The sequence below is a fragment of the Synechococcus sp. CC9616 genome (assembly GCF_000515235.1).
GTDB lineage: Bacteria > Cyanobacteriota > Cyanobacteriia > PCC-6307 > Cyanobiaceae > Parasynechococcus.
In genome coordinates, this window is record NZ_KI911558.1 from 1,527,791 (window position 1) to 1,550,986 (window position 23,196).

Here is a 23,196-nt window from a genome sequence, read left to right on the forward strand (position 1 = left end):
GAAGGTGAAGACGCTCATTCGGTTACAGGTACTACCCGGCGAGCCAATTTCCAAGGCATGCTGGACCAATGCGGGGGTCTCTACCCATGAAAAAAGTCGAAGCCATCATCCGTCCCTTCAAGCTGGAAGACGTCAAAGTTGCCCTTGTTGAATCTGGGATCATCGGCATGACGGTGACCGAAGTGAGGGGCTTTGGCCGTCAGAAAGGCCAGGTGGAGCGTTACCGCGGCTCAGAATTCACGGTTGAATTTCTGCAGAAGCTCAAAATTGAAGTCGTTGTTGAAAGCGATAACGTCGAAGAGGTTGTGAAAGCTATTGCTGATGCAGCACGAACTGGCGAGATCGGTGACGGCAAAATCTTCATCAGTCCCATTGATTCAGTCGTCAGGATCCGCACAGGCGATCGAGACAGCACGGCACTTTAAGCGCTGCAATCGGAAACAAATTAAAGAATTCAATAACAAAACAGTACGGATTCAAACCGATAGCATATAACTTGCACCTGTGGAAGGAAGGATTTAGCAGCAACTTTATGCGGCCAGAAAATTAATAAATCTCATCTACTTAGTGTATCAACGCGAGGATTACCTTTTCGAAAAAGGCACTGATTTTACGGCAAAGTCTTATCAGAAGCAGGCCAGATCAACAAATCAGCATTATCAGCCCATCCAACCTCTCAAGCTTTTCACTTTTGAGCAAATTCTAACATCCAGCGACTAAGCCAATAGGCTGAAGTTGCCTTGGCAAAGAAACGCACAAAAGAAGACACCCTTTAAGTGCTTATGACTAATAATAATTCCATAACGACTGTACAAGTTCAGTTCGAGTCACGACCAACCCATCCATCCAGATCGGGGCAATGATGGCATTGCAGGCCCACAACAACAGCATTAAAAAATCACGGGCGCAGATCAATCGTCAGTCGGCGACAAGAGTCCAAAGGACCAACTTGATTCTTCAACTGATTCAGTCAGCCATCAAGAAAAACGCATGGACGATGCATCACAGAGTGATGATCCGGGTGGATGCGCATCCATTGCTTTGCTGCGATCTGAAACAAAACGGTCGGCGCCATAGATTCAAGACGTTGAGCTACCGCGCAGGCCGTTGATCGAGCGCTACACCCTGCCCGAGATGGGTGCCGTCTGGAATGAGCAGGCCAAATTCCAGAGCTGGCTGGATGTGGAGGTCGCCGCTACCGAAGCCAATTGCCGCCTCGGCCGCGTGCCGCAGGAAGCCCTGGACACGATCAAAGCCAAGGCCAGCTTCGAGATTGAGCGCATCCTCGAAATCGAAGCCGAAGTTCGGCACGACGTGATCGCCTTCCTCACCAACGTCAACGAACACGTCGGTGATGCAGGGCGTTACATCCATGTCGGCATGACCAGCTCCGACGTGCTGGATACCGGACTGGCACTGCAGATGAAAAAGTCCGTTGCGCTGCTGCGCAAAGAACTGGATGCCTTGGCGGAGGCATTGCGCACGTTGGCTCGATCCCATAAAGGCACCGAAATGATCGGCCGGTCCCATGCCATTCACGGTGAGCCGATCACCTTCGGGTTCAAAGTGGCCGGTTGGTTGGCGGAAACAGAGCGCAATCGCCAACGCCTCCAACGACTGGAACAGGATGTAGCCGTTGGCCAGATCAGTGGTGCCATGGGGACCTATGCCAACACGGACCCTCAGGTCGAAGCCATCAGCTGCAACATCCTTGGTCTCGTACCGGACACAGCCAGCACCCAGGTGATCTCCCGTGATCGACACGCCGATTACGTGCAAACGCTGGCTCTTGTTGGCGCCTCTCTGGAACGCTTCTCCACAGAAATCCGCAACCTGCAACGCACCGATGTGCTGGAGGTGGAGGAGAACTTCGCCAAAGGCCAGAAAGGCAGTTCAGCAATGCCGCACAAACGCAATCCGATTCGCAGCGAACGCATCAGTGGTCTGGCACGGGTGCTTCGGAGTTACGTCATCGCCGCGCTGGAAAACGTCGCGCTCTGGCACGAACGGGATATCAGCCACAGCTCCACCGAGCGCATGATGCTGCCCGACTGCTCCGTCACCCTCCACTTCATGCTGCGGGAGATGACCGCCGTGGTGAAAGGTCTCGGGGTCTACCCAGAAAACATGCGCCGCAACATGAACGTCTATGGCGGCGTTGTCTTCAGCCAACGGGTTTTGCTGGCTCTTGTGAGCAGCGGCATGAGTCGGGAAGAGGCCTACAAAGTGGTGCAACGCAATGCTCACACCGCCTGGAACACAGACGGTGGCAACTTCAGAGCCAATCTGGAAGCAGACGCAGAGGTAAGTAGCAACCTCTCAACCGAGCAGCTCGCCGACTGTTTCTCGACAGACGTGCACCAAGCCAATCTCAATGTGATTTGGGATCGCTTGGCAATTTAAGTTCAAAAACCTATTCAAAGACCAAGTAATCCACCAACGGGGAGACCAAGCAGCCTAAAGATGGATGTCACCCGGATGATCGGATCGAACGGCTCGAGGGCATCGGCCATGGTGTCGGTCACCTTGGCAAGTTGATTGCGGTTCACGACCAACACATCCCCCTGCCGCAGAGGGGGGTTGGTGGGGCTGCTGAGGGTGGCTTTTGGATTGAAACCGAGCCGTTTTACCGTTGGTTTCCCTTCACCATCAACGCGGATCAGTTCAACGGTGTTATCGCTGCCACGACGCGTGATACCACCTGTGGCCAGGATCGCTCTTGAAACAGGAGAGTTGGATGGCACCTGAACGACACCGGGATTCGTGACTTCACCAATCACATTCACCTTGATGGTGTCTGGCGCGAAATTGGATGCCGCAGCCGTGATCATGTCGGAGTTGTTGAGCGTTTCGGATTTGTAAACCCGAATGCTGTCTCCGTCGTAAATCAAGGGAGTCGGAGCATGCCCGCCATCCCTGAGTACAGAGAGGTAGTCAAAGCTGTATCGGGTTGGTTCACCACCGGGCGTCTGAGACGGACGGATCAGTTCCAGCCGTGAAAGATCTCCCGTAGCTCCAATACCACCAGCTATTTGCACCACATCAACAAGGGTGGGCCAACCCCCATCTCCCTTAGCTGGAAGCGAAAACACCCCTGGAGTTTCAACATCTCCCGTGACGGTCACCTTGATCGGCCGTGGGGAAACCAGATCAAGATGAACCAGGGGCCTGCGCAGAATCTTTGCGTAGCTGTCGGTGATTGACTGCTTCGCTTCCTCAAGCGTCAGCCCCCACACATCAATCGTGCCGATACGCGGCAGGTTGATGGTCCCATCGCTGAGGACTTCCACCTTGGCTTCGTAGCCCTCCATCTTGAACACCGTCATCGAAAGCTGATCACCAGGACCCAGCCGGTAGCGGTAGGGCCGTGCTGCCGGAAGCGTGCCTGTGGCGTTGTTCATGGCCACCGCAGTCCGTCCAAGCGGGGCTGCCTCCGCAACTGCTGCGCAGGGAAGCCACACCAGGCTGCCGGCCAGAATTGCGGAGAACCACTGCTTCTGAGAGGACCGTGAACGGCGGAGAAAGGACATACGGCGTCTGCTTTGGTGGTCTGGAGCTGACGGAAGAGGGCTCTAATCTTCCCTCAGATTGAGACGGAATGGGACTTCAATGACACTGTCTGGTTCGTCCATTCCGTCGGAGCAGACCCTGTCGATCGAGTTGATCGAATCCTTCCGTCGTAGTGGGCGACTTTTTGATGTGGAGGGGCTGGATCTGTACCTGATCCGCGGGGATCAGTTCCCCGCCGTCGCCGAGCCAGTGGGGCGACTGCGGGAATCCACCTATCGCGAACAGCTGTCCGGATCAGGAGAGTCACTGGATCTCGATGGTCGCGACCAGGCCTATGACCATCTCCTGCTGGTGGAGTCCAGCAGTGGAGTTCTTGCCGGCTCAGCCCGACTGCAGTTCCTTCCGGCAGGCAGCCGGGGAGATGACCTCCCGGATGGCAATAGCTCCTATCTGGAGCACGTCTATCCGGGGATCAAAGGGACCCTCACAGATCTGGGCAACCATCTGGAGATCGGCAGGGTGGCACTCGCAAGTCGCTTCCAGCGACAGCCCCATTCACTGATGGCCCTGTTCAGAGGTGGATTGCTGATCGCTGTCCGCTCCGGTTTCAGCACCCTGCATGGGCTGGTCTCGTACAACCATTTCGCCTACGACGACGCGGTGAATCAGGTCTTTCTCAGCAACCTGATGCAGCCGCCCTACCGGCAAAGCGAGCCGGTATTACCGGCACCACGCCATCCAGTCGAGACGATCCAGGCCAGCGAGAGCCTCAGCAGCATTCCAAATGTTCAGGCACTTGAAGTCGGAATCCGCAACGAACTCTGCGATGAATTCCGGTTGCCCGTGCTCCTGCGTCAGTACTTCAATCTGATGGAAGCCCGCGTCTGCGGTCTTTCCCTCGCGAAGGACTTCAACCAGATCACGGAAATCTTGATGTCCGCAGATCTCAGCAGGCTGCCGGACGAACGCCTGCGGTTCTTCATCGACGTGGACCACAACCCCATCTACCAGCAATTCAGCTGGTACCGGGGCGGAAGCTCAAACGAGCAGCGCTGATACTTTGAACTATCAAATCTGAGGAGTTGCGGGTTGGGAGAGTCACTCCCTGACAAGCATGAGTTGCAAGATCGCTTAATCGAGATCCTGCATCGCATCTCTGGAGCCGATCCGGCAACGATTCAGCCGGAGTCCCGCCTGATGGAGGACATCGGCATCGATTCTCTGGGGTTCTACGAAATCCTGATTGAAGCTGATACCAGTTTCGGAATCCGCATCAGGGAAGAAGACCTCTTGAAGTTCCGAACCGTCGCTGATATCCAACGCCATCTGGAGTCCCTGGACATCCAGCCAACCCATGCCGAAACCACCTGAACGCATCGCGGTTGTCGGTTGGGGGTCCCTGTCACCACTCGGCACCAACCCGGACGCCACATGGACGGCAGTCGTTGAAGGCAAGTCCGGTATTCAGTCATTAAGTCAGGACTGGGCTGCTGACCTTCCAAGCAGGGTTGCAGGATGCGTTGACGAACAAGGCTTGTCAGAGCTGGAACCATTGCTGCGCCGGCGTTCCGACCGCTGTGCCCAGCTGGCGGTGATGGCCGCGCGTCAGGCCTGGTCCATGGCAGCAGAGCTCCATGCCGGGATTGACAGGCAACGGGTGGCTGTCGTGGTGGGCACCGGCATTGGCGGACTTGGCACCATGCACGAGCAACATCAACAGCTCACCACAGGGGGACCGTCGCGGGTCAATCCCCTAACCGTGCCCATGTTGATTCCGGATGGGCCGGCTGGTCAGGTCGCCATTGATCTGGGCCTGCTCGGCGGGGCCCACACGCCCGTCTCAGCCTGTGCTTCCGGAGCAGAAGCCCTGATGCTGGCCAAGATGCTGCTGCAGGACGACCGCGCCGATCTCGTTCTTGCTGGTGGATCGGAAGCACCGGTGAACCGTCTCGGCCTCGTTGGTTTTTCGGCAATGCGAGCCCTTTCGTGCCGAAACAACGAACCGGATCAGGCATCTCGCCCCTATGGACAGTCCCGAGATGGTTTCGTCCTTTCAGAGGGAGCGGGGATGCTGGCGTTGATGAGGGATCGCGACGTCGGTTCAAAACCTCGACTGGGTTGGATCCTGGCCTGCGGCAGCAGCAGCGACGCGCACCACATCGTTGCCCCGGAGCCGCAGGGGCTTCAGGCGAGTCGGGCGATTGATGACGCTCTCCGCAGAGCTGACATCAGCCCCAGTGATCTCTCCGCTGTTCAGGCCCATGCCACGGGAACCAGCCTGGGAGATCTGGCCGAAGCAAGGGCCTTACGTCGCAGCCTTGGATCAGCGGCGGATCACATTCCCGTCTGCGCACCGAAAGGCCAGCTCGGTCACCTGCTCGGCGGAGCCGGTGCCGTTGAGGCGATCATTGCCTTGCAGTCCCTGAGGTCTGGCCTGATCCCAAGAAGTGTCAATGCGGACCCTCTCGACCCTGAGGTAGACCTCGCCGTCACCACAGCTGGGAATCAGACGATCTCATCACGCGGGCACGACCCATTGCTGCTGAAGAACGCCTTTGGTTTCGGCGGCCACAACATCAGCGTCCTGTTGTCAGCTCCTGCCGGTAATACTCCTGAACCGCGCGGGTGAAACCTTCACGGTCGAGATGGTCCTTGGGAAGTTTCAGGTCGAGCGAACGACCACGCCGGCAGTGAATGGTTCCCAATGGAGCCGCCAAGCGACTCAAGAGCATCACCAAAGGTTTGTAGCGGGCTCCGAGGGCCTCATCCATGCCGTCGTACCGGAACACCCATGGAACAAGCCGACCACCGTGATGGCGTGCCAGAAGCCAGGCACTGGAGGAAACCCTCTGTTCGATGGGCGTGACCAGCGAGCCATTGGGGGCAATCATGATCTCTCCGTATTCGCGCAGCAGTGCCGAAGCCCCCATCATTCCTTCAAGACGGGATTGGGGAACACGGTGATCGAGAACAGCTGCCCCTGCATTACGAGCCGCGGCTGCATAGCCGGGCAACACCCATTTCAGATGCAGTTGAGCCGTTGTCAGGCCGGGCAACTTGAGGATGCCCTGAATCACTAGTCCGTCACAGGGACTGCGGTGATTGAAGATGTGCACGAGCGGCACGTCGGCGTCCTCACTGCGCTGGCTGTCGTCGACCACCACCTGAACCCCCAGCGCACGCAGGGCGACAGCGCAAGAAAGTGTCATCAGCTGGGCTGCCCAGTCCGGTCGCCTCACAAGCATCGCTGGAAGCTGAAGGCCATACAGAAGGAAACCAATCACCGCCCAGCCCAGCCGCGCAAGAACACGCGCGATCGTCAGGATTGGATTGCCACCTCGTCCAGCGCTGAAGCGGGGAGGCTGCGACGCGGGAGCCAGCTGACGAGCCTCCTGACCGATCGGAAAGGTGATGCGAAAGGGAAAATCACCATCGAAATTGCCGTTCACCTGGGTCGTCTTCACCAGGTGGTTGTAGAAGCGGTAAAAAAGCGGCCTCTCACTGGGTTGAGGATCTCTCCAGAACTCATCCAAGGGCTTCTGATCGGTCAGCCCAGGCAGGTTGTAGAAGGTGTTGCCCATCGTTTTAGTAGGCACCGCATGAAACAGCGCCTGAAGCCCCACGGTGCTGTTGACGGTGATGACACCGCGACATGTCCGCAGAAAGCGGCTGAGCGCACCGTCATGGAAGTAGTGCACACGACCACTGACCCCATAGCGATGAGCCAGCAGAGCGATCAGGCTTTCGTAATTGTTGTAGCCGCGGTCTCGGGGATGGTGCTTGAAGGCCAGACGGTCCGACGCATGCGCATGAGCGGCGAAGGAACGAATCACGTCCTCGATGAAGTCATGCATGCCGCGATAGGGCGATCCCATCTGGATCTGGCTGTCACTGGAGACCTGCAGGACAGCGAGGAAATAGGACGCATGCTCGAGAAGACGACGTTTGAGCGGTCTTTCCCGCCAGCGATAGAGCCAGAAGCGCCAGCTTCCCCGCAGCTGGCACCACAGAAACCATGGTGAGGGCTGCAGTTTGTGCTCTCCTTCAATGATGGGGTAGCGCGTGAACGCGTGTTGAACGAAGGTGGGCGCCTTCCACGCCTTACGCCAGCGCCAGCCTGGATCGAGCACGATGTCGCTCGGCAGGGCATCGACTGGAGGTAAGCCCCTGTACGTCTCAACCGGTTGATTGAGGTTGGAGCGGGCATTGACGCGATCCCGCTCCAACGTCACATAGTTCGGACGCAGATATCCAAGTTCAAAGACCCACGCCTCGATTCCAAGTTCCCTGGCTTCTTCAATCGCAATGCGGTGCGGAATGATGAAATCGCCATACATGAAGATGTGCCGGATCCGCTTCTCAACGAGCAACTGGCGCAGAAACGGCCGCCAGTCCTGCATTGAACCGCTGTAAGGAATCCTCACATTGGCTGGGAAGCCGAATTCATGGAGCGGAAAGCTGATCTTGCTCACAGGGATGCCGCATCCCTGCAGATAGCGGCAGAAGCGCGCAAAAAACAGGCCGATCGGCCCAATCAGCAGCAGCACAGGTCCATCGATGCGCACCTGCACCAATGCCGGTGCCCGCCCTCTAACCAAAGCGCTGTCAATCCAGACCAATGTATGCCAAGTTTGGCACGGCTTAACGGCGCCGCAGACGCCCCCAGTTGCGGAACAACACCTGAATGAGGGTCCGCCGTGCTGGTGGTGCCTGGCGCCAGAGCACGAGCTCCTCGATCGCCTGCTCAGGCTCGAGGTACCAACCACTGCGACGACTCACGTAGCGGGGATAGTCGATCAGAGCGGCATGGACGAGAGCATCAAGGCTGAGATTGCGGCCTCGGCGTGCCGATTGTTGCCGGTCGTTGGTGAGACCCCAGCCGGCATAAAAGGGAAGACCCCAGCAGTGCACCTCCAGCCCCCGCAGCAGTGCCTCAAATCCAGCCAGGGAGGTGAGCACATGCAGCGCATCCACCTGTTCGAACAGCTGCTGGATCGAACCGACCGTGAGCAGCTCATCGCAAAACTGAGCAGCGGTGGCTTCGCCGCTGCCGGGCCGGCAGAGACCCGCCACGACATCCGGGTGGGGTTTGTAAAGCAGATAGGCCTCCGGCTCAACAGCTCTTACAGCCCTGAGCAACTCAAAATTGGACCTGATGCCTGGTGCCCCGAAGCGAATTGAGGCGTCACTCTCGACCTGTCCCACCACCAGCACAACCCGCGTCGCATCGGCAGGGCGCTGCCAATCGGGCGCACTGAGGTTGTATTTCGTGATGGCCTCCTGCACCAGTCGTTCCCGCAAGCGACCGCCCCTCCGCAATTGCTCCTCCGTCCAGCTGCCATAAGCCAGGCGCTGCTCCAGGTCACTGGGCTGGGTGGCGTCGTAGTACATCCCCGATCGATCCACCACCCAGGAGATCGGATCGATCAGATCAGCGCCTAGACCAACGGAGCGCAGAAAGCCGTCCTCCACCCTGAGGAGGGAAAGCTGACGCTGCCGTGCCACCTGAAGCAAGCGGGGCGTTTCACGACGCCCCCAAACCACCAGGGCATCGGTTCGATGTCCGCTCTGTTGCCAGGGCCAGGGGAACTGCACCCGTGTGCCCGCCAGGAAACGCCTGAGGTTGCGCTGTTTCCAGGGGGTGAAGCCAAACGCCTGAGCACGGGGCGGACCTGCCGCCTGAACCCGCCGCTGCAGACCGATAGCCCGCATCAGATCTTCCACTGGACAAGGTTTCCAGCTGTGGGGATCAATGCAATGGGGATGGTCGATCAAACAGCCATGGACCAGTTGCTCCAAAGAAGCTCCTGCGTTTCGCCTGACTGGAGGAGGAAGCCGATCCCGCGTCAGCCCCCAGCCTGCGTAGAAGGGCATGCCAAAGCAGTGCACCGTCCGCCCCCAGAGCAGCGCCTCAAACCCCATCTGCGAGGTGACGACATACACAGCGCTGGCTTGCTCCAGCAATGCCGCTGGATGACCTCCATCCGCGCAAAGCTGCACGCGGGGATGGTCCAGGTCGCGTCGTCTGAAATGTCCTTTCGCTTTGCCATGGATCACATCGGGATGCACTTTCACAACAACGGAGCAATCCGGGTTTTCCTCGAGAGCCGCCGCGAGCATCAACGTGAAGGAGTTGGCTGAAGCCAGGCCGAGATCGATGGATCGATCGCCTGCTGACTGGTCCACCACCAACACGAACGGACCCGGAGGAGGCGGGGAGTCGCGGGGAGGATTCAGCTTGCTGAGGCGTTGCTCACACCAGAGCCTGCGGACCGCCGCTGCCCGCTGAGCCTGGGCCTGGTTAAGCAGGCCACCAATCCTGATCTCAAGGCGACTGGGTGCAGCGGCATCGAGATGCACACCGATGTCATCCACCAGCAGACAAAGAGGTGGCTGGTCAGGGCCCTTGCCGATGGAACGAAGGAATCCGTCCTCGAGATGCCACACCGGCAATCCCCACTGCTGCCCAAGCCGTTCCACCCGCGCAGCACGAGGCCGTCGTCCCCAGGCAAGAAGCGCATCGGGACGCTCTCGACGACAAGCCCTTTGACCAACCACCAGAGATGCTGGCGCCAGCAATGCCGGCAGAGAGCGATGGGTCAGCATCCCCGTCATCGGCACACCCAGCCGTTGGGCGTCAGGGACGGTCATCGATTGCTGCGGGAGTAGGACGGAGCCCATCGAATCCTCTCCGATCACAGCTATCGGCTCTGATGCACCAGTCTGACGACTCGGCCATGGCCCTGATTCCAGCCCGAGGAGGGTCGAAGGGAATCCCTGGCAAAAATCTCAAAGACGTCGGCGGCGTCCCCCTTGTGGCCCGCAGCATCAGGGCCGCCCAGGCCAGCGCCAAGGTGACGCGCGTGGTGGTCAGCACAGATGACGACGCCATTGCGGCGGTTTCTCTGGAATACGGAGCTGAAGTGGTGAGGCGCCCCGCTGTTCTTGCCAACGACACGGCCAGTTCGGAATCAGCCTTGCTGCATGCGTTGGATCTCTTTGCTGCCGATGGCTCCTTGCCCTCATCGATCGTGTTTCTGCAATGCACCTCTCCATTCACAACAGGACAACAGATTGATAAGGTGTTGACGGCGTTGCAGCCGAAGAACGTCAACAGCGCCTTTGCCGTGGCGCCCTGGCATGGATTCCTCTGGCGCGATGACGGACGGGGGATCAACCATGACCCGCAGCAGGCCAGACAACGCCGCCAGGACCTTGAGCCATCCTTTTTGGAAACCGGCGCGATCTACGCGATGAAAACGGCTGCATTTCTCAACTGCGGCAGTCGCTTCTGTGCCCCATGGCGCCCTGTAGTACTAGAGGACAGTGGTCCGGAGATCGACACGACTAGCGACCTGGAGCTCTGCCGAAATCTCGCTGTGATCGAACCCAGCTAGTTTTGCTTGATCTTGACCAGGCTGATGGCGCCAGCAGACAAGAAGCGGCTGGCCGGTCGACGCATCTCAGCTGTCGCCTGTTTTGACTCCTTCGCCAAAACGGCGATGACGCTCCTATCGGCATGCCGCAAAGAAGGTGCTGAAACCACACTGCATCTGCTGGAAACTCCGAATCGATCCCTGTCTCGACGGCAACGGCTGGAGATCCGGCGCATCGATCCGCGGATCACGATTCAGCAGGGGCGCTGGGATGGCTTCCGAAAGCTGGCTGATGGCATGGCCGGATCGATCGACGTCTTGTATCTGGGACTGGATGGCCAGCGAAGTCGTGATGGCTTACTGCAGCTCAAGGCCGTTTGGGGAGCGACATCGCAACGTCCCGTCCTGGTCAGTGCCTACCCGGGCATCCTGTTCCGCTTCGCTCTGGAGGGAATGCTGGACCGCTCCGGCGTCGACCTGCTCTGTCTCAACAGCCAGCAGGATCTCGACACCTACAGGCGAGGCTGCGCTGCCCTCGGTATGGACAGCAGCAATGCGGTGCTGACGGGACTACCGATTCTCTGGAGGGTGGAGAAACGCAAGAAGGAGCCCGAGATCTCATCCATCGTGTTTTTCGAGCAACCCTCGATCCCCGTGCATCCCTTGCAACGCCGTTACCTCTGCAGACAACTCAAGGAACTGGCACTGGCAAAACCTGAGACCCCGATCATTTTCAAACCCCGCACCTCAAGCCTGGAACGAACCCTGCATCGCAGCCACGGCGAAATGGCCAGCGTGATCGATCGGATGTCAGAGACCATTCCCAATCTTCAGCTCAGTTTCAAACCGTCGCTACGCCTGCTGCGCCATTGCGGTTGTGCCATCACCGTCTCCTCCACAGCTGCGCTTGAATCGATGGCAATGGGGGTGAGCACAAAAATCGTCTCGGATCTTGGTGTCACCGAAACCCTCGGCAATCACTTTTTCGCCGAATCCGGCTGCATCGCCAGTTTTGAGGAGATTGGCGAGGACCCTTTCACCCCGACACATGACAAGGGGTGGCTGAACGCCAACGGCTTGCAGCCCCAAGGTCTGGAAACCTTTTTGTCGGCCGTGTTGGATTGCCTGGCGCAAGGCGTGGGGCCACTTCAAAACAACAGCATCGGACCTGCAGCCTGGGGCAGCACGTGCTGGCAGAGCTTCGCGATCAAGCACGGAGGCCGTCGCATGTTGAGCAGCGGCGGAGCACGATCCAGCCAGCTCAAACGGCACCAGACCCGTAGCCTGATCCGTCGAATCCGTGATGCTCTGGTGGGCTTCGGCTGGTTGTCCAACCTTTTGCGTGGGCGATGACCTTTGTCCTGATCAGTGATGGCATTGACCAGCAGTTCGCCTGCGTTCAACTGGCCAACCAGCTCAGAGGGCTGGGCCAGACATGCCTCACGGTCGGTCGAACCAAACAGACGAAATCGGAGGTTTCGAATCACCTTCCAGTTTTGGGCATCGACATCGAGCTCAGTGCCAAGGAGCTGCTCGGGACTCCCTTGCTTGACAAGGCGAATGCGATTGGGCTGTTTCTCAAAGACACTCTGGAGGAACAGAGTTTTGCAAAAAGTTATCGCGCCCTCTGTCAGAGCATTGATGCCAAGCCAGCACTGCTGTTCGGTGGAGCGGTCAGTGTTGATGTTGGTGATCTTCTGATCTCAGCGCTGTCTGAACGCGAGCACCTGGATCTCGTCTTGGTCCCGGGTGAACGACACGTAAATGAGGCACAGGCGATGACTCGCCACTGGCCTGACCATCTCCACCGGCCGGCCGTCGTCAGTGCAGGGCTCTGGTTTCTGCCCGAGCGTCCACCGATCGGAAGTCTCAGTGGCGGCGAGAGTGGGACTGGCAGAACCATGCCGAAAACCCTGGTGGCACTGGTCCAGAGATCGATCCCCACCCAGGTTGGCGGCAAAACCCAGCTGCTTCGGCAACTGCTGAGCTGGGCCGAGAACTCACCGGAATGGAACGTGATCGTGACACGCGATCACGGCTCCACACGGCAGCAGCCATGGATCCGAAAATTCAATCCTGAGGACTGGACCTTTCCAGCCAACGCAGCGTTCGCAGCACCTGAACAGATGCTGCCTCTCCTGGCGAACTGCGCCGCCTGCATCACAGTGAGCTCTCCATGGGCTCTGGCACCGATCTGTTGGGGGCGCCAAAGTCTCGTGATCGGAGACTTCGGCGTCCACACCGATCAAGGCACCACCGCCTTCTTCGGCAGTGGCCTGATGCATCGGCTCTCGGCCGTGCGCCACCTCGACGACCTGATGGAGCTGCCAAAAGTCAATCAACAGTGGCTGGACGCGATCGGGTGGGCTCGACACGATGGACCTGATCGGCTGATCCGTTCTTTGGCGGAGATCGGGGAGCGGCGTCGATGAGCGACTTCAGGATCCTGCTGATCGGTGACAGCGATAGCCAGTTGCTGGCCTGCGAAGCGTTGTGCCAGTCGCCGTCGTTTCAAGGCGTTGACGTCACCATCAACGTGATCCCGAGAGAAGGAACGCCTGATGTGATCCTGTCCCGCATCGGCAGGCTTAGCAGGCTCTGGCGTCATGACATGGGAAAACTGCTCACCCATCCGGAACTCCAGGGCTTTGATGCCATTGGCGTTTACCTGACAGGCAGCAAAATCAGCGATTTCCGAATTGCCCTCGACCTGCTGCCTGAGAGCAAGAGGCCGTTGCTGTTCTGCGGATTCAATGGGGTCGTGCTCGAGAAATTTCTCGAAGGCATGAGCTGGCGGCTCGGCTACGACCTGATCAGTCTCAGCGGTCCCAGAGACCGTGAGGCGATGGAACGCATGATTCAGCACACGCCGTACGAGCAGCAACGCAGCGTGCTGGTAGGCCTGCGCCGCAACGGGCCCCTTGAGCGTGAATGGTCAGCCCAGGCAGAGCGACCCAGGCAGTTTCTGTTCGCCGAGCAGGTGGTGATGCCCTCGAGTCAGGAGGACCGTGCAGAAATGGTCAGGATCCTTGCAGATTTGGCCCGCCGCTCCCCGGACTGGCAGGTGTTGATCAAGCCGCGCATCGCTCCAGGGGAATCTACATTCCACGCGTTGGACGCTCACATCAGCGAAACCCTGAGGCAGAGCATTGGACAGCCTCCGGAAAATCTGAAAATCGATTACCGGCCGATGCCGGAGCTTTTAAGGAGCTCAAGATTGATGGCAACGGTGTCTTCAACAGCGTTCTTCGATGCCCTCGACTTCGGCTGCAGACCGTTGGTGATGGCTGATTTCGGCATCAACCCTCGCTATGGCAGCCATGTCTTCGCTGGAAGCGGCGTTTGGTACTCCCTCAAGGATGTGGTGGATCTCGATGCCCTCGACCAAGAGCATCCCGATCCGGATCAGCAATGGCTGAGCTGGATGGGATACGGAGATGGCTTCCATCCCGAAGACCTGGTTGAAGCCTTAAGCGACCTGAAGAACAAGCCAAGGCAGCGCTTAAAGAACAAATCCGGCTACCTCACCAATGCCAATCTCAGCTTCACCCAACTCAGGAGAAACGCAGAAACAGCCATCCAAGCCCGCAACTGGGAGGAAGCCGCGAGCCTGCTGATGCTGGGAACCTTGCTTCGCCCCACCCATCGGAACGTCGCCAGACGACTCGCCGCTGTTCGACAGCTCAACCCAGTTTCAAGAGCTCTACTCCTGCTTCTGACTTACAGGGATGTGGGGTAATGTCTGCAGGTTCATGGCGGAGCTGCTGCAGCACGAACTGTGAAGGGTATTCAGATCGAGAGGAACTTCACGCAGTTCGTTGTTTTCGCGGAAGACAGCATCCTGTCTGCCCTGAGCAAGATCACGGCCAATCAGTCCCGACTGATCTTCGTGGTCTCAGAAGCTGGGATCCTTCAGGGCGTTCTGACGGACGGTGATTTCAGACGCTGGATCGCCACATGCGGTGAGATTGATCTGAACCAACCCGTCACCGCTGCGATGAATCCGGACTGCAAAAGTGCAGCGGAGGGAACATCAGCAGCCGAGCTGGCAACCGTTCTGACCTCCAGGATCATTGCCCTGCCTCTGCTCGATAACCATGGGCGGATCGTGGCCGTTGCCATACAAGCCACCGATGGACTCCAGATCGGCAATCGGAAAATCGGTTTGGGAGAGCCGAGTTTTGTGATTGCGGAAATCGGCAATAACCATAACGGCAAGCTTGAGATCGCACTGCAACTGATCGATGCTGCTCACGCAGCCGGCGTTGATTGCGCCAAGTTCCAGATGCGGGACATGAGCCGTCTGTATGGCAATGCCGGCAAGAGCGACGATCTCGCATCCGACCTCGGAACGCAATACACCCTTGATTTGCTGGAGCGGTTTCAACTCACGGACGACGAGTTGTTCCAGTGCTTTGACTACGCAGCTGAACGGGGCCTCATTCCCCTCTGTACCCCCTGGGATGAGACCAGCCTCGACAAGCTCAATCGCTGGGGGATGGAAGCCTTCAAAGTTGCGTCCGCTGATTTCACCAACCACGCCCTGATCAGCCAACTTGCGGCGACGGGCAAGCCATTGATCTGCTCGACCGGGATGGCCAACGAGCTTGAGATCCGTTCGGGAATCAAGCATCTCCAACAAGAGGGAGCCACCTACGTGCTGCTCCACTGCAACTCCACGTACCCAACGCCTTTCAAGGACGTCAACCTTCGCTACCTCGATCGGTTACGCGAATTAGCAGAAGCCCCTGTGGGCTACTCCGGTCACGAGAGGGGTATTGAAGTTCCAATCGCAGCCGTTGCCTTGGGCGCATCGGTGGTTGAAAAACACATCACTCTCGACCGGAGCATGGAGGGGAACGATCACAAAGTGAGCCTGCTACCCGACGAGTTCGCTCAGATGATGCAGGGAATTCGCCGCGTGGAGGAATCCATGGGCAAGGGTGGAGAGCGAAGCATCAGCCAGGGCGAAATGATGAATCGCGAGGTTCTGGCCAAGAGCCTTGTCGCCGCCTGCGACATCCCCGCCGGCACGGAGATCACAGAATCCATGATCCGGATTCAAAGTCCTGGCCAAGGCTTGCAGCCAAACCGTCTTCCGGAACTGATTGGTCGCCGCTTACCTGTGAGCAAAGCTCAAGGTGACGTCTTCTTCCCATCCGATCTCGACACACCAGCCGCTGAACCAAAGCGTTACCAATTTGCTCAGCCATTTGGTTTACCAGTTCGTTATCACGACATCAAAACCTTTTCCCAGTCCAGTAATCTTGACTTGGTTGAGATTCATCTCAGCTACAAAGATCTGGAGGTAGATCTCGAACAAGTATTGCCGGAACGTCAGAACATTGGCCTGGTGATTCACGCGCCCGAACTGTTCGCTGGCGACCATACTCTCGATCTCTGTACGGCCGATCAGGACTACAGAGATCACTCCGTAATGGAGCTGCAGCGCGTCATCAACATCTCCAGAGATCTTCGTAGACGTTTCAACTGCCCTGAACCCGTTTTACTTGTCACCAATGTGGGTGGTTTTTCTGAACATCGTCATCTCGACCGATCCGAAAAGCTGCCACTGCATGAACGTTTGATTCAAAGCCTGATCGAACTCAAGACGGAAGGTGAAGTTGAGATTATCCCTCAAACAATGCCACCATTCCCCTGGCATTTCGGTGGGCAGCGATTCCACAATCTTTTTGTAGACAGCGAATTTATCGCCAATTTTTGCAAGGAGCAATCGATGAGGGTTTGCCTGGATGTATCCCATTCCAAACTCGCCTGCAATTATCTCCACGCACCATTCCGAGAATTTCTAAATTCGATCCTTCCATTCACAGCCCATCTCCATCTTGCTGATGCGAAGGATGTGGATGGTGAAGGATTACAGATTCAGGATGGCGAGATCGACTGGGTTCAGTTATTTGAACTGATTCACCTTCACTGCCCCTCCGCATCATTCATTCCAGAAATCTGGCAAGGCCACAAGAATGCTGGAGAAGGAGCCTGGCTGGCCCTCGAACGCCTTGAGCTGAGTGCCCGCAGGTCGCAATCTGTGTCTTTGGCGCGTTGAACTCAGCAAGAGCATTCACTCAATACATAGATCTCTTCGCATATTTCCGATGAAACATCAATGAATCATTTAAGCCATAATCAATGAATCCACTCTTAATCTCTTCCACACCCCTTAAAACCATTAGCAGCAATTAGCGAGCATGTCGGGATCACGTCACTTTATTCACATCAAAGAACACGATTTACTCTACGGAAGGGTGCCCAAGGTCGCCAACTCTTCAATCAAGGCTGTCTTATGCAGGCTGCTAAAACAAAAACCAATTAAATCGATCAAAACAACATCCGATCGATTCTGGCGCGATTGCACATATGATCAAACCGAGCTGCTCACACCCAATCAAGCCAGAAAACTAAGAAGCAGTCATTTCAGCTTCAGCTTTGTTCGCAACCCCTTCGATCGCCTCGTTGCTGCCTACAACAACAAAGTGATCGAAATCGATGAGCCTCCCTTACCAATGCGACGCATGGGCATTTCACACAACATATCGTTTGAAGACTTTCTTGGAATCCTAACGGAAACACCAATCGACAACTACGATGTTCACTTGATGCCTCAACACCACATCCTGCGGTCGGGCGAACGCCTGGTTCCAAAATTCATTGGAAGGATGGAACAAATGAATGATCACTGGACCATCCTTCGCAAACGCTTGCTGAAACGCGGTATTCGCCTTGCCAAAGCCTTGCCAGAGAAGAACGTGAGGCGAAGTGGTGACCGTCATCTGGATCCCTATTTCAACAGCTCGAGATTGATCGATAAATTTCTTGAGATTTATGGTCAGGATGTCGACCTTTTCTATTCCGATGTCTCAATTGAAACCCTCATCGCCAACACCTCCCTGCCACCAATTCGACCTTTGAAGCCAAAAGAGGCCCGCACAAAGGAGCCTTTAAACTCCTAAGCATGGAGCTGCTAAAACCAATCAGCTCTCGTGCTCGATCACTGCGCTTGCAATACAGGCTCAGAGACAGTCTTGCCGGAAAGCACGACCACCTCGCAAAACGCTACGACGACTGCCTACCCAACTTTATTATTATTGGCGCTGCAAAATCAGCAACAACAAGCCTGGCAAAGGTACTTACAAAACATCCAGATATTCACTTCAGTAGCGCGAAAGAACCAAAATTTTTCGGGCGAAATTATCTCAGAGGCTGGGATTGGTATGCACACTTTTTCGAAGCAGGTCATGACCAACTGCTTCGTGGAGAGGCCAGTACAATGTATTCATCAAGTGGACAAGAGTTTCAGCTCACTCCCCAACTCATCCATCACCACCTTGGTGTTATTAAATTAATTTACCTTGTTCGCCATCCATTAAAAAGAATTGTCTCTCAATGGCGCCACTATCGAGGCAAACATCCTGAGTGCCCTGAATTCCACGACATTCTGCGCAATCGATCCATGCGAAAACGAATTGTCGACACCTCCCTATACCACCAACAGCTTAGGCGCTACCTGGATGTTTTCCCTGCAGACATGATTCACTGCATGATGTATGAAGACTTCATCAGCAGACCCAAGAAGACACTCTCAAGCATGTTTTCATTCTTAGGGATTAAACCAAGGCTCGGGAAAATCCTTAAAAAGGGCAAGATTCCAACGCGGAATGTGGCAGGAAGCAAAGGTCGCAATTTGATTGAAGTTCCAGAGTACTCATCTCGCCTCAAAAGTGATCTGATCGACGTTGTTCGGCCTGATGCAGAGTTGATGCTGCAACATATGGGTCGACCGTTGGACTCCTGGGATTGGTCGCTCTAATGAAACGCATGTCAACACCATGAGCAGCCAGCTCCACTTCATTCTGTTCAATCAGCTGCCTCTGATCTATGGCCGGGTGCCCAAAGTCGCCAACACGTCCATCAAAGCAGCTCTTCATCGCTTGCTTCAGCAAGCCCCAGAACAGGGAGCACGCTCCACCACTGACGCCTTCTGGAGCAAAAGCACCCATGGTGAAACACGTTTAATTTCCCCCGGAGAAGCACGATCGCTGCGCGGATCCCACTTCAGCTTCAGTTTTGTGCGCAATCCATTCGACAGATTGGTGTCCGCCTACAACAACAAAGTGTTGGAGCTTGAGGATGTCACTGGCCCCATGCATGCCATGGGCTTGCGTCATGACATGCCCTTCGCAGAGTTTTTGCATCGGGTCGTGAAGACCCCGGATGATCAGATGGATGTGCACCTTCTTCCTCAGGCCAGCATTCTTTGCATCGATGGCAAGCTGATTCCCTCATTTGTGGGCCAGATGGAGCAGATGCAAAGCCACTGGGAGTCTTTGCAACGTCGGCTCAACCGCGAAAGGCTGCCAATGTTGGGCACGATTCCAAGCAAAAATGTCAGACGAGGTGATCAACGTGATGACCTTCGCGAGCTGTTCTCAGACCCTGGACTTGTTCGCCTGGTGGAAGACCGCTATAGCAATGATATTTCCACCTTTTATGCAGGAAGCAGTGTGAAGCAATTGATCTCTGGCGAGCCGTTGGCGCCCGATGCGCCGATCGAAGACATGGCTGCCTGCCAAGTATTTTAAATTCAGAGCAAAAGTCTTTTTTCTATGGACTTCATCCTGAAGCATCATTTTCTAGACAGCCACACCGACACAATTGCAACATTTCATGATGTTATTCATGCCGTAAAACTCCTTGAAAAGTGCGTCAAGGATGGAAAAAGTGCCAACGACGAAGATGCGATCGAGCTGATCGCAACAGATTATGAAGACCTCACCATTCGCATCCATTACCACGAGTTTGATGCGACGTAACCCAAAATAGTATTCAAACGTTTAAATTCAAGAAAACAAAGCTTCTAACAGCAACCCTAAAAAGCCATTTGGCCACGAAATATAGTCGTACAATTATAGAACTTGGCAGGAAATTTTCAGTTCTTGATATTCCTTACTGCCTTAATCTGGACACTTCCAAGGACCAAGTTTCCAACCCGGGAGTTGCTTGCGAAACATCCCGATCCTGCAATCGAATTGAATCCGTCCAAGCTGCATCACAGGGCAGGGACTCTGCCAAGCCGCCTCTCTGAGCTCGCCATCCATTGAGATCAACCTGTGCTCTGACCAAACCACGTCTCCCTGACAATCCGCTGCTGGCAGTGCAGAACTCAGCGAAATAACAACACAGGCAATCAGTCAACGGCAGCAGCAGCTTGAACACCTGGCCACAGTGCAGCGAATTCAGAATCGGAGACAACCGCGTTCACCTCAAACTGGATACCAAAACCCTGAATCCAGGGGCCAAGATGTGTCCAAACCTTGCCAATATCACTGGCCTTGGCAATTGCCACTCCACTGCCACTAATTGGCTCACAAACGCGATAAACCAACTCAAACCCTTCGAACCGGTCACCTGGGCAGCCGGCATTGATGTAATCGGCGAATCCAGGGCAGGACGACCAAGAACTTTCAACCGTAGGGAACGTCCAAACAATCAAGTAGTGCTGCATGACCAAACCTTTTTTTATTTATAGCTGCATCGAACCCTGATCAAGACACAATTGAGCAATTCAAGGTACTCCGCCCACCGCAAGGGTTGGATACAGGCCTTCCAGGATCACGGAAACTCCTGCTCAACTTTTGGGGGTTCATAGGGACAGGTCACATCGAGGCGGGGAACCTCTGCGCTGAGCAAGTACTTACTCACCACTGAACGAACACAACTTGACTGCACTCCGATCACCGTTCCATGTTGTGACCCAACGGTTTGGACCGTCCGCATGGCGGGGAATGCTCTGGCCATGGCCGTCGACCAGACCCATGGAGTCGATCCATCCCAACTGGAACCAACAATCAAACCTGGAACATCCGCTTCTGGGAAGGGAGCTCTTGGGATGGGATTCAGGGTCGGCAGATTCTCGTAGCCACTGCAAAGCGCCAGAAAATTAGCGCCTAAAGAACCTCCATGAACCGGTGCCTGCACAAGGATCCGTTTGAGCTGCTGCTGTTGACGCTTGACGGGAACACGCTGCGGAAAGTCCTGACAAGTCACAGCCGCAAATCCTGCGCCAGCATTCCTATCGATCTCTGGAGAACGCAATAACGGGTGCTCCAGCCTCTTGATTGCAGCTATTTGTTCTGTTGATGTACCGAACAGCGCCCGATCAACTGTCTCAATCAGAGTGCGTGCGAAGGGCCCTGAAATCATGTCTGGCAGGGTGACGAAGTTCTGCAGAGGATCCAGAACATCCCAACGTGTGTATGAACCACCGTTCTGCAGGGTGATTGGGCTCAATTCCAGACGATCGAGCACACGGGCAAGTTTGGGAGCCAGATCTGGATAGAGAGCAAGAAAAAATCTGGTGGCGTCATCCGGTGCCACTGATGACTCACTCAAGCCGAAGAGATCGATCCAGGGATCGACACTTCCATCCAGCACCAGAGCGCGAATCTTGTCTGAGTAAAGAGCTGCGTAGGTTGAGCCGATCACCGTTCCGTAGGAGACCCCCCAGTACGTGAGCTTCGTGTCACCAAGCGCTACACGTAAAGCGTCTAAATCATGAACGTTCTCAACCGTTCCCATCGCTGTCACGAGCTCGCGATGGGTCTTAATGCAGGCCCGATTGGCATCTCCTAATTCCTGCCGCCTCTGGTTCAGCACCTGCTGCCAGTCCACTGGCCCAGTCGCCGGCCGCCTGACAGGACCAACGTTGCAACCGGTGAGACTCGGCGTCGACGCACCAAGTCCACGAGGATCCCAGGTCACAAAATCAAATGCCTGACGTAACTCTTGTGGAATCAAAAAAGCATTATTTGCACTAGAGCCCCCTGGCTGGCCAGGTCCACCGGGGTTGAAGAACAGGGCTCCCAACCTTTGATCAGCCGTTCCGCTCGCCGGAAGTCGATACACCGCAATTTCAATCTGCGGACCATCGAGCTTGTTGTGACGCAAAGGACGCAACAAACGGGCGCACTCGAAACCAAGCTTTGCGGGAGCTCCCGATTGACAGGGCTGCCAATCCAAGGCGTTGGGCTGCTGATGGTTTCTGGCACTTAAAGGTGTAACCAGGCTGCATGTGCTCAGAAGCGCAGCGAGAACTGCGCCTCGATAACAGTTCTTCAATGCACGAACCAGCAGATAATGCTCACGCTTGCAGGAAATTGAGGTGATCGAACACGAACGTCAGCAGTCTTAAATGTGAACGACGACGTCGGCACATCATCGGCATTTGCTGCCCATCGCAGAAATGGGATAAAAGGGCAATCAATCAGGCATCGGCATAGGCATGGATCACCGTGCTCTCGATGACATGGCCAGCACCAGCGATCATCTCCTTGTTGTCTTCAAAAAGCTTTTGAGCAACACCAACAGGAGCTTTCTGGACAGCGCAGACCTTAGAGGGATCCTCTTTGCTCACGCCTCGAAACAATGATTGGATACCTGCATCGGCATGCATCTTGGCCACATCCTCACTGTCGTAAATCGCGGCCCATTCGGCGAAGGGAACGCTCAGACTGAAGGTCCAGACCGTGGTTTCCATAGGTTCAAAAACTTTCGCGCAAGTCAAACATTGGAAATCGACGTTGTCGGGAGCAACTGTGACAGTGGAAAGAGACGGTGGGCTCTTGGCGAGGAACAGCCCAAACGATCCAGGCGATAGCAGGCCAATTAGGACTTTGCAACTTTGAATACCGGATCATGAGAGCAATCCGCCACAATCGACAAGCTCACAGCACAACCTGATGGCTTCGAAATTTTTCCACGTTCAACACGAGTTCCGCGCTGGGAAATCGCAGACATGGTGGGAAACAGCCCAAGCCGCCATGGCTCCCGGTGGCGGCTGGGACGAGGCGGTCGCCAGAAATCTTGAAGCGGGTTTTTATAACCATGCGTTCTGCCCGATTGCACCAGAGGGACCTGCCTTCTGCATCTGGGAGGTTCGCGAGGGCATCAGCCTTGCAGAATTTCAGAATTTTATCGATGGTCCAATGGGCGTAAATTTCGGACTCGATGCATGGATGAATATTTGCCGAGAAATCAACGTCGAACTGGCCGGCGGCACTCCATATCTAAGAAAATTTTAATTAAAACAAACAAGTCAATATCGCTTAAAGCCCGCAACCCAAAATAACTCTCAAATTAATCTCGTTTCATTAAGCCAAAAAAATTGATTATCCAAGATCGTGGAATTTTAAGCGAGCAAAATCAAATCCAAAGTGGGTAATTGTTAAACCGAATCATAGGTTAAACGCAAATAGACAAAGGGTGGGGAGGCAGTGCTAAAAATCAAGATTTA

The 23,196-nt window shown here is 55.7% G+C and carries 22 protein-coding genes; 16 read left to right on the plus strand and 6 right to left on the minus strand.

Annotation, left to right across the window (positions count from 1 at the left end; translation table 11 throughout):
* The first annotated feature begins 86 nt into the window (after positions 1-86).
* The 3 genes from SYN9616_RS0108970 to purB all read left to right on the plus strand — a co-directional run bounded on the left by SYN9616_RS0108970 (position 87) and on the right by purB (position 2,403).
* Positions 87-425, plus strand: a complete 339-nt coding sequence (locus SYN9616_RS0108970; RefSeq protein WP_028952785.1) for a P-II family nitrogen regulator — start codon at positions 87-89, stop codon at positions 423-425.
* A gap of 437 nt (positions 426-862) precedes the next feature.
* Complete coding sequence (locus SYN9616_RS0108975; protein WP_156918741.1) at positions 863-1,111, plus strand: hypothetical protein; 249 nt, start codon at positions 863-865, stop codon at positions 1,109-1,111.
* Entirely contained in the window at positions 1,108-2,403 is a 1,296-nt protein-coding gene (gene purB / locus SYN9616_RS0108980; RefSeq protein ID WP_028952787.1) for an adenylosuccinate lyase, read from the plus strand. Before SYN9616_RS0108975 ends, purB begins: the two co-directional genes overlap by 4 nt.
* Positions 2,404-2,417: 14 nt before the next feature.
* Here the strand turns inward: purB and SYN9616_RS0108985 are convergent, their stop codons facing one another.
* Positions 2,418-3,530, minus strand: a complete 1,113-nt coding sequence (locus SYN9616_RS0108985) for a polysaccharide biosynthesis/export family protein (RefSeq protein WP_084218329.1) — start codon at positions 3,528-3,530, stop codon at positions 2,418-2,420.
* 79 nt (positions 3,531-3,609) lie between these two features.
* Here SYN9616_RS0108985 and SYN9616_RS0108990 point away from each other — a divergent pair, with 79 nt between their 5' ends.
* The 3 genes from SYN9616_RS0108990 (at position 3,610) to SYN9616_RS0109000 (ending at position 6,139) form a co-directional block, all read left to right on the plus strand.
* Positions 3,610-4,566 carry a GNAT family N-acyltransferase gene (locus SYN9616_RS0108990; RefSeq protein WP_028952789.1) on the plus strand — a complete coding sequence of 319 codons (957 nt, stop codon included), beginning with the start codon at positions 3,610-3,612 and terminating at the stop codon, positions 4,564-4,566.
* Positions 4,567-4,629: 63 nt separating this feature from the next.
* Positions 4,630-4,881 (plus strand): acyl carrier protein, encoded by a 252-nt coding sequence (locus tag SYN9616_RS0108995; protein ID WP_232200237.1) that lies wholly within the window; start codon positions 4,630-4,632, stop codon positions 4,879-4,881.
* Positions 4,865-6,139: a beta-ketoacyl-[acyl-carrier-protein] synthase family protein gene (locus tag SYN9616_RS0109000; protein WP_028952791.1), complete on the plus strand. Its 1,275-nt coding sequence runs from the start codon at positions 4,865-4,867 to the stop codon at positions 6,137-6,139. Before SYN9616_RS0108995 ends, SYN9616_RS0109000 begins: the two co-directional genes overlap by 17 nt.
* Here the strand turns inward: SYN9616_RS0109000 and SYN9616_RS0109005 are convergent.
* The gene (locus tag SYN9616_RS0109005; protein ID WP_028952792.1) at positions 6,087-8,108 is read right to left on the minus strand and encodes a capsular biosynthesis protein; all 2,022 of its coding nucleotides are present in this window, start codon (positions 8,106-8,108) and stop codon (positions 6,087-6,089) included. The genes SYN9616_RS0109000 and SYN9616_RS0109005 overlap by 53 nt on opposite strands.
* Positions 8,109-8,151: 43 nt before the next feature.
* Complete coding sequence (locus SYN9616_RS0109010; RefSeq protein ID WP_028952793.1) at positions 8,152-10,161, minus strand: capsular polysaccharide biosynthesis protein; 2,010 nt, start codon at positions 10,159-10,161, stop codon at positions 8,152-8,154.
* A gap of 62 nt (positions 10,162-10,223) precedes the next feature.
* On the opposite strand from SYN9616_RS0109010, the gene SYN9616_RS0109015 reads away from it, so the two are divergent.
* From SYN9616_RS0109015 to SYN9616_RS0109055, 9 genes are all read left to right on the plus strand, one after another.
* Positions 10,224-10,907 carry a cytidylyltransferase domain-containing protein gene (locus SYN9616_RS0109015; protein ID WP_037990867.1) on the plus strand — a complete coding sequence of 228 codons (684 nt, stop codon included), beginning with the start codon at positions 10,224-10,226 and terminating at the stop codon, positions 10,905-10,907.
* A gap of 24 nt (positions 10,908-10,931) precedes the next feature.
* Positions 10,932-12,239, plus strand: a complete 1,308-nt coding sequence (locus SYN9616_RS0109020) for a DUF6716 putative glycosyltransferase (protein ID WP_028952794.1) — start codon at positions 10,932-10,934, stop codon at positions 12,237-12,239.
* Positions 12,236-13,318: a DUF6716 putative glycosyltransferase gene (locus SYN9616_RS0109025; RefSeq protein WP_028952795.1), complete on the plus strand. Its 1,083-nt coding sequence runs from the start codon at positions 12,236-12,238 to the stop codon at positions 13,316-13,318. Before SYN9616_RS0109020 ends, SYN9616_RS0109025 begins: the two co-directional genes overlap by 4 nt.
* Entirely contained in the window at positions 13,315-14,625 is a 1,311-nt protein-coding gene (locus SYN9616_RS0109030) for a DUF6716 putative glycosyltransferase (protein WP_028952796.1), read from the plus strand. Before SYN9616_RS0109025 ends, SYN9616_RS0109030 begins: the two co-directional genes overlap by 4 nt.
* A gap of 39 nt (positions 14,626-14,664) precedes the next feature.
* A complete protein-coding gene (locus SYN9616_RS0109035; protein WP_028952797.1) occupies positions 14,665-16,953 on the plus strand; it encodes an N-acetylneuraminate synthase family protein in 2,289 nt (762 codons plus the stop codon).
* A gap of 142 nt (positions 16,954-17,095) precedes the next feature.
* On the plus strand, positions 17,096-17,857 hold the full coding sequence (locus tag SYN9616_RS0109040) for a sulfotransferase family protein (RefSeq protein ID WP_028952798.1): 762 nt from the start codon (positions 17,096-17,098) through the stop codon (positions 17,855-17,857).
* A 2-nt stretch (positions 17,858-17,859) separates the two neighbouring features.
* A complete protein-coding gene (locus SYN9616_RS0109045; RefSeq protein WP_051410998.1) occupies positions 17,860-18,714 on the plus strand; it encodes a sulfotransferase domain-containing protein in 855 nt (284 codons plus the stop codon).
* A 19-nt stretch (positions 18,715-18,733) separates the two neighbouring features.
* A complete protein-coding gene (locus SYN9616_RS15585; RefSeq protein WP_037990869.1) occupies positions 18,734-19,486 on the plus strand; it encodes a sulfotransferase family protein in 753 nt (250 codons plus the stop codon).
* 24 nt (positions 19,487-19,510) lie between these two features.
* Positions 19,511-19,717, plus strand: a complete 207-nt coding sequence (locus SYN9616_RS0109055; RefSeq protein ID WP_028952800.1) for a hypothetical protein — start codon at positions 19,511-19,513, stop codon at positions 19,715-19,717.
* Between the two features lie 374 nt (positions 19,718-20,091).
* Here the strand turns inward: SYN9616_RS0109055 and SYN9616_RS0109065 are convergent, their stop codons facing one another.
* The 3 genes from SYN9616_RS0109065 to SYN9616_RS0109075 all read right to left on the minus strand — a co-directional run bounded on the left by SYN9616_RS0109065 (position 20,092) and on the right by SYN9616_RS0109075 (position 22,440).
* Positions 20,092-20,409 carry a DUF3303 domain-containing protein gene (locus SYN9616_RS0109065; protein WP_028952801.1) on the minus strand — a complete coding sequence of 106 codons (318 nt, stop codon included), beginning with the start codon at positions 20,407-20,409 and terminating at the stop codon, positions 20,092-20,094.
* Positions 20,410-20,516: 107 nt separating this feature from the next.
* Complete coding sequence (locus SYN9616_RS15590; RefSeq protein WP_232200249.1) at positions 20,517-21,923, minus strand: alpha/beta fold hydrolase; 1,407 nt, start codon at positions 21,921-21,923, stop codon at positions 20,517-20,519.
* Between the two features lie 244 nt (positions 21,924-22,167).
* On the minus strand, positions 22,168-22,440 hold the full coding sequence (locus SYN9616_RS0109075) for a DUF3764 family protein (protein WP_028952802.1): 273 nt from the start codon (positions 22,438-22,440) through the stop codon (positions 22,168-22,170).
* A gap of 202 nt (positions 22,441-22,642) precedes the next feature.
* Here SYN9616_RS0109075 and SYN9616_RS0109080 point away from each other — a divergent pair, with 202 nt between their 5' ends.
* Positions 22,643-22,984: a hypothetical protein gene (locus SYN9616_RS0109080; protein ID WP_028952803.1), complete on the plus strand. Its 342-nt coding sequence runs from the start codon at positions 22,643-22,645 to the stop codon at positions 22,982-22,984.
* Positions 22,985-23,196 lie beyond the last annotated feature (212 nt).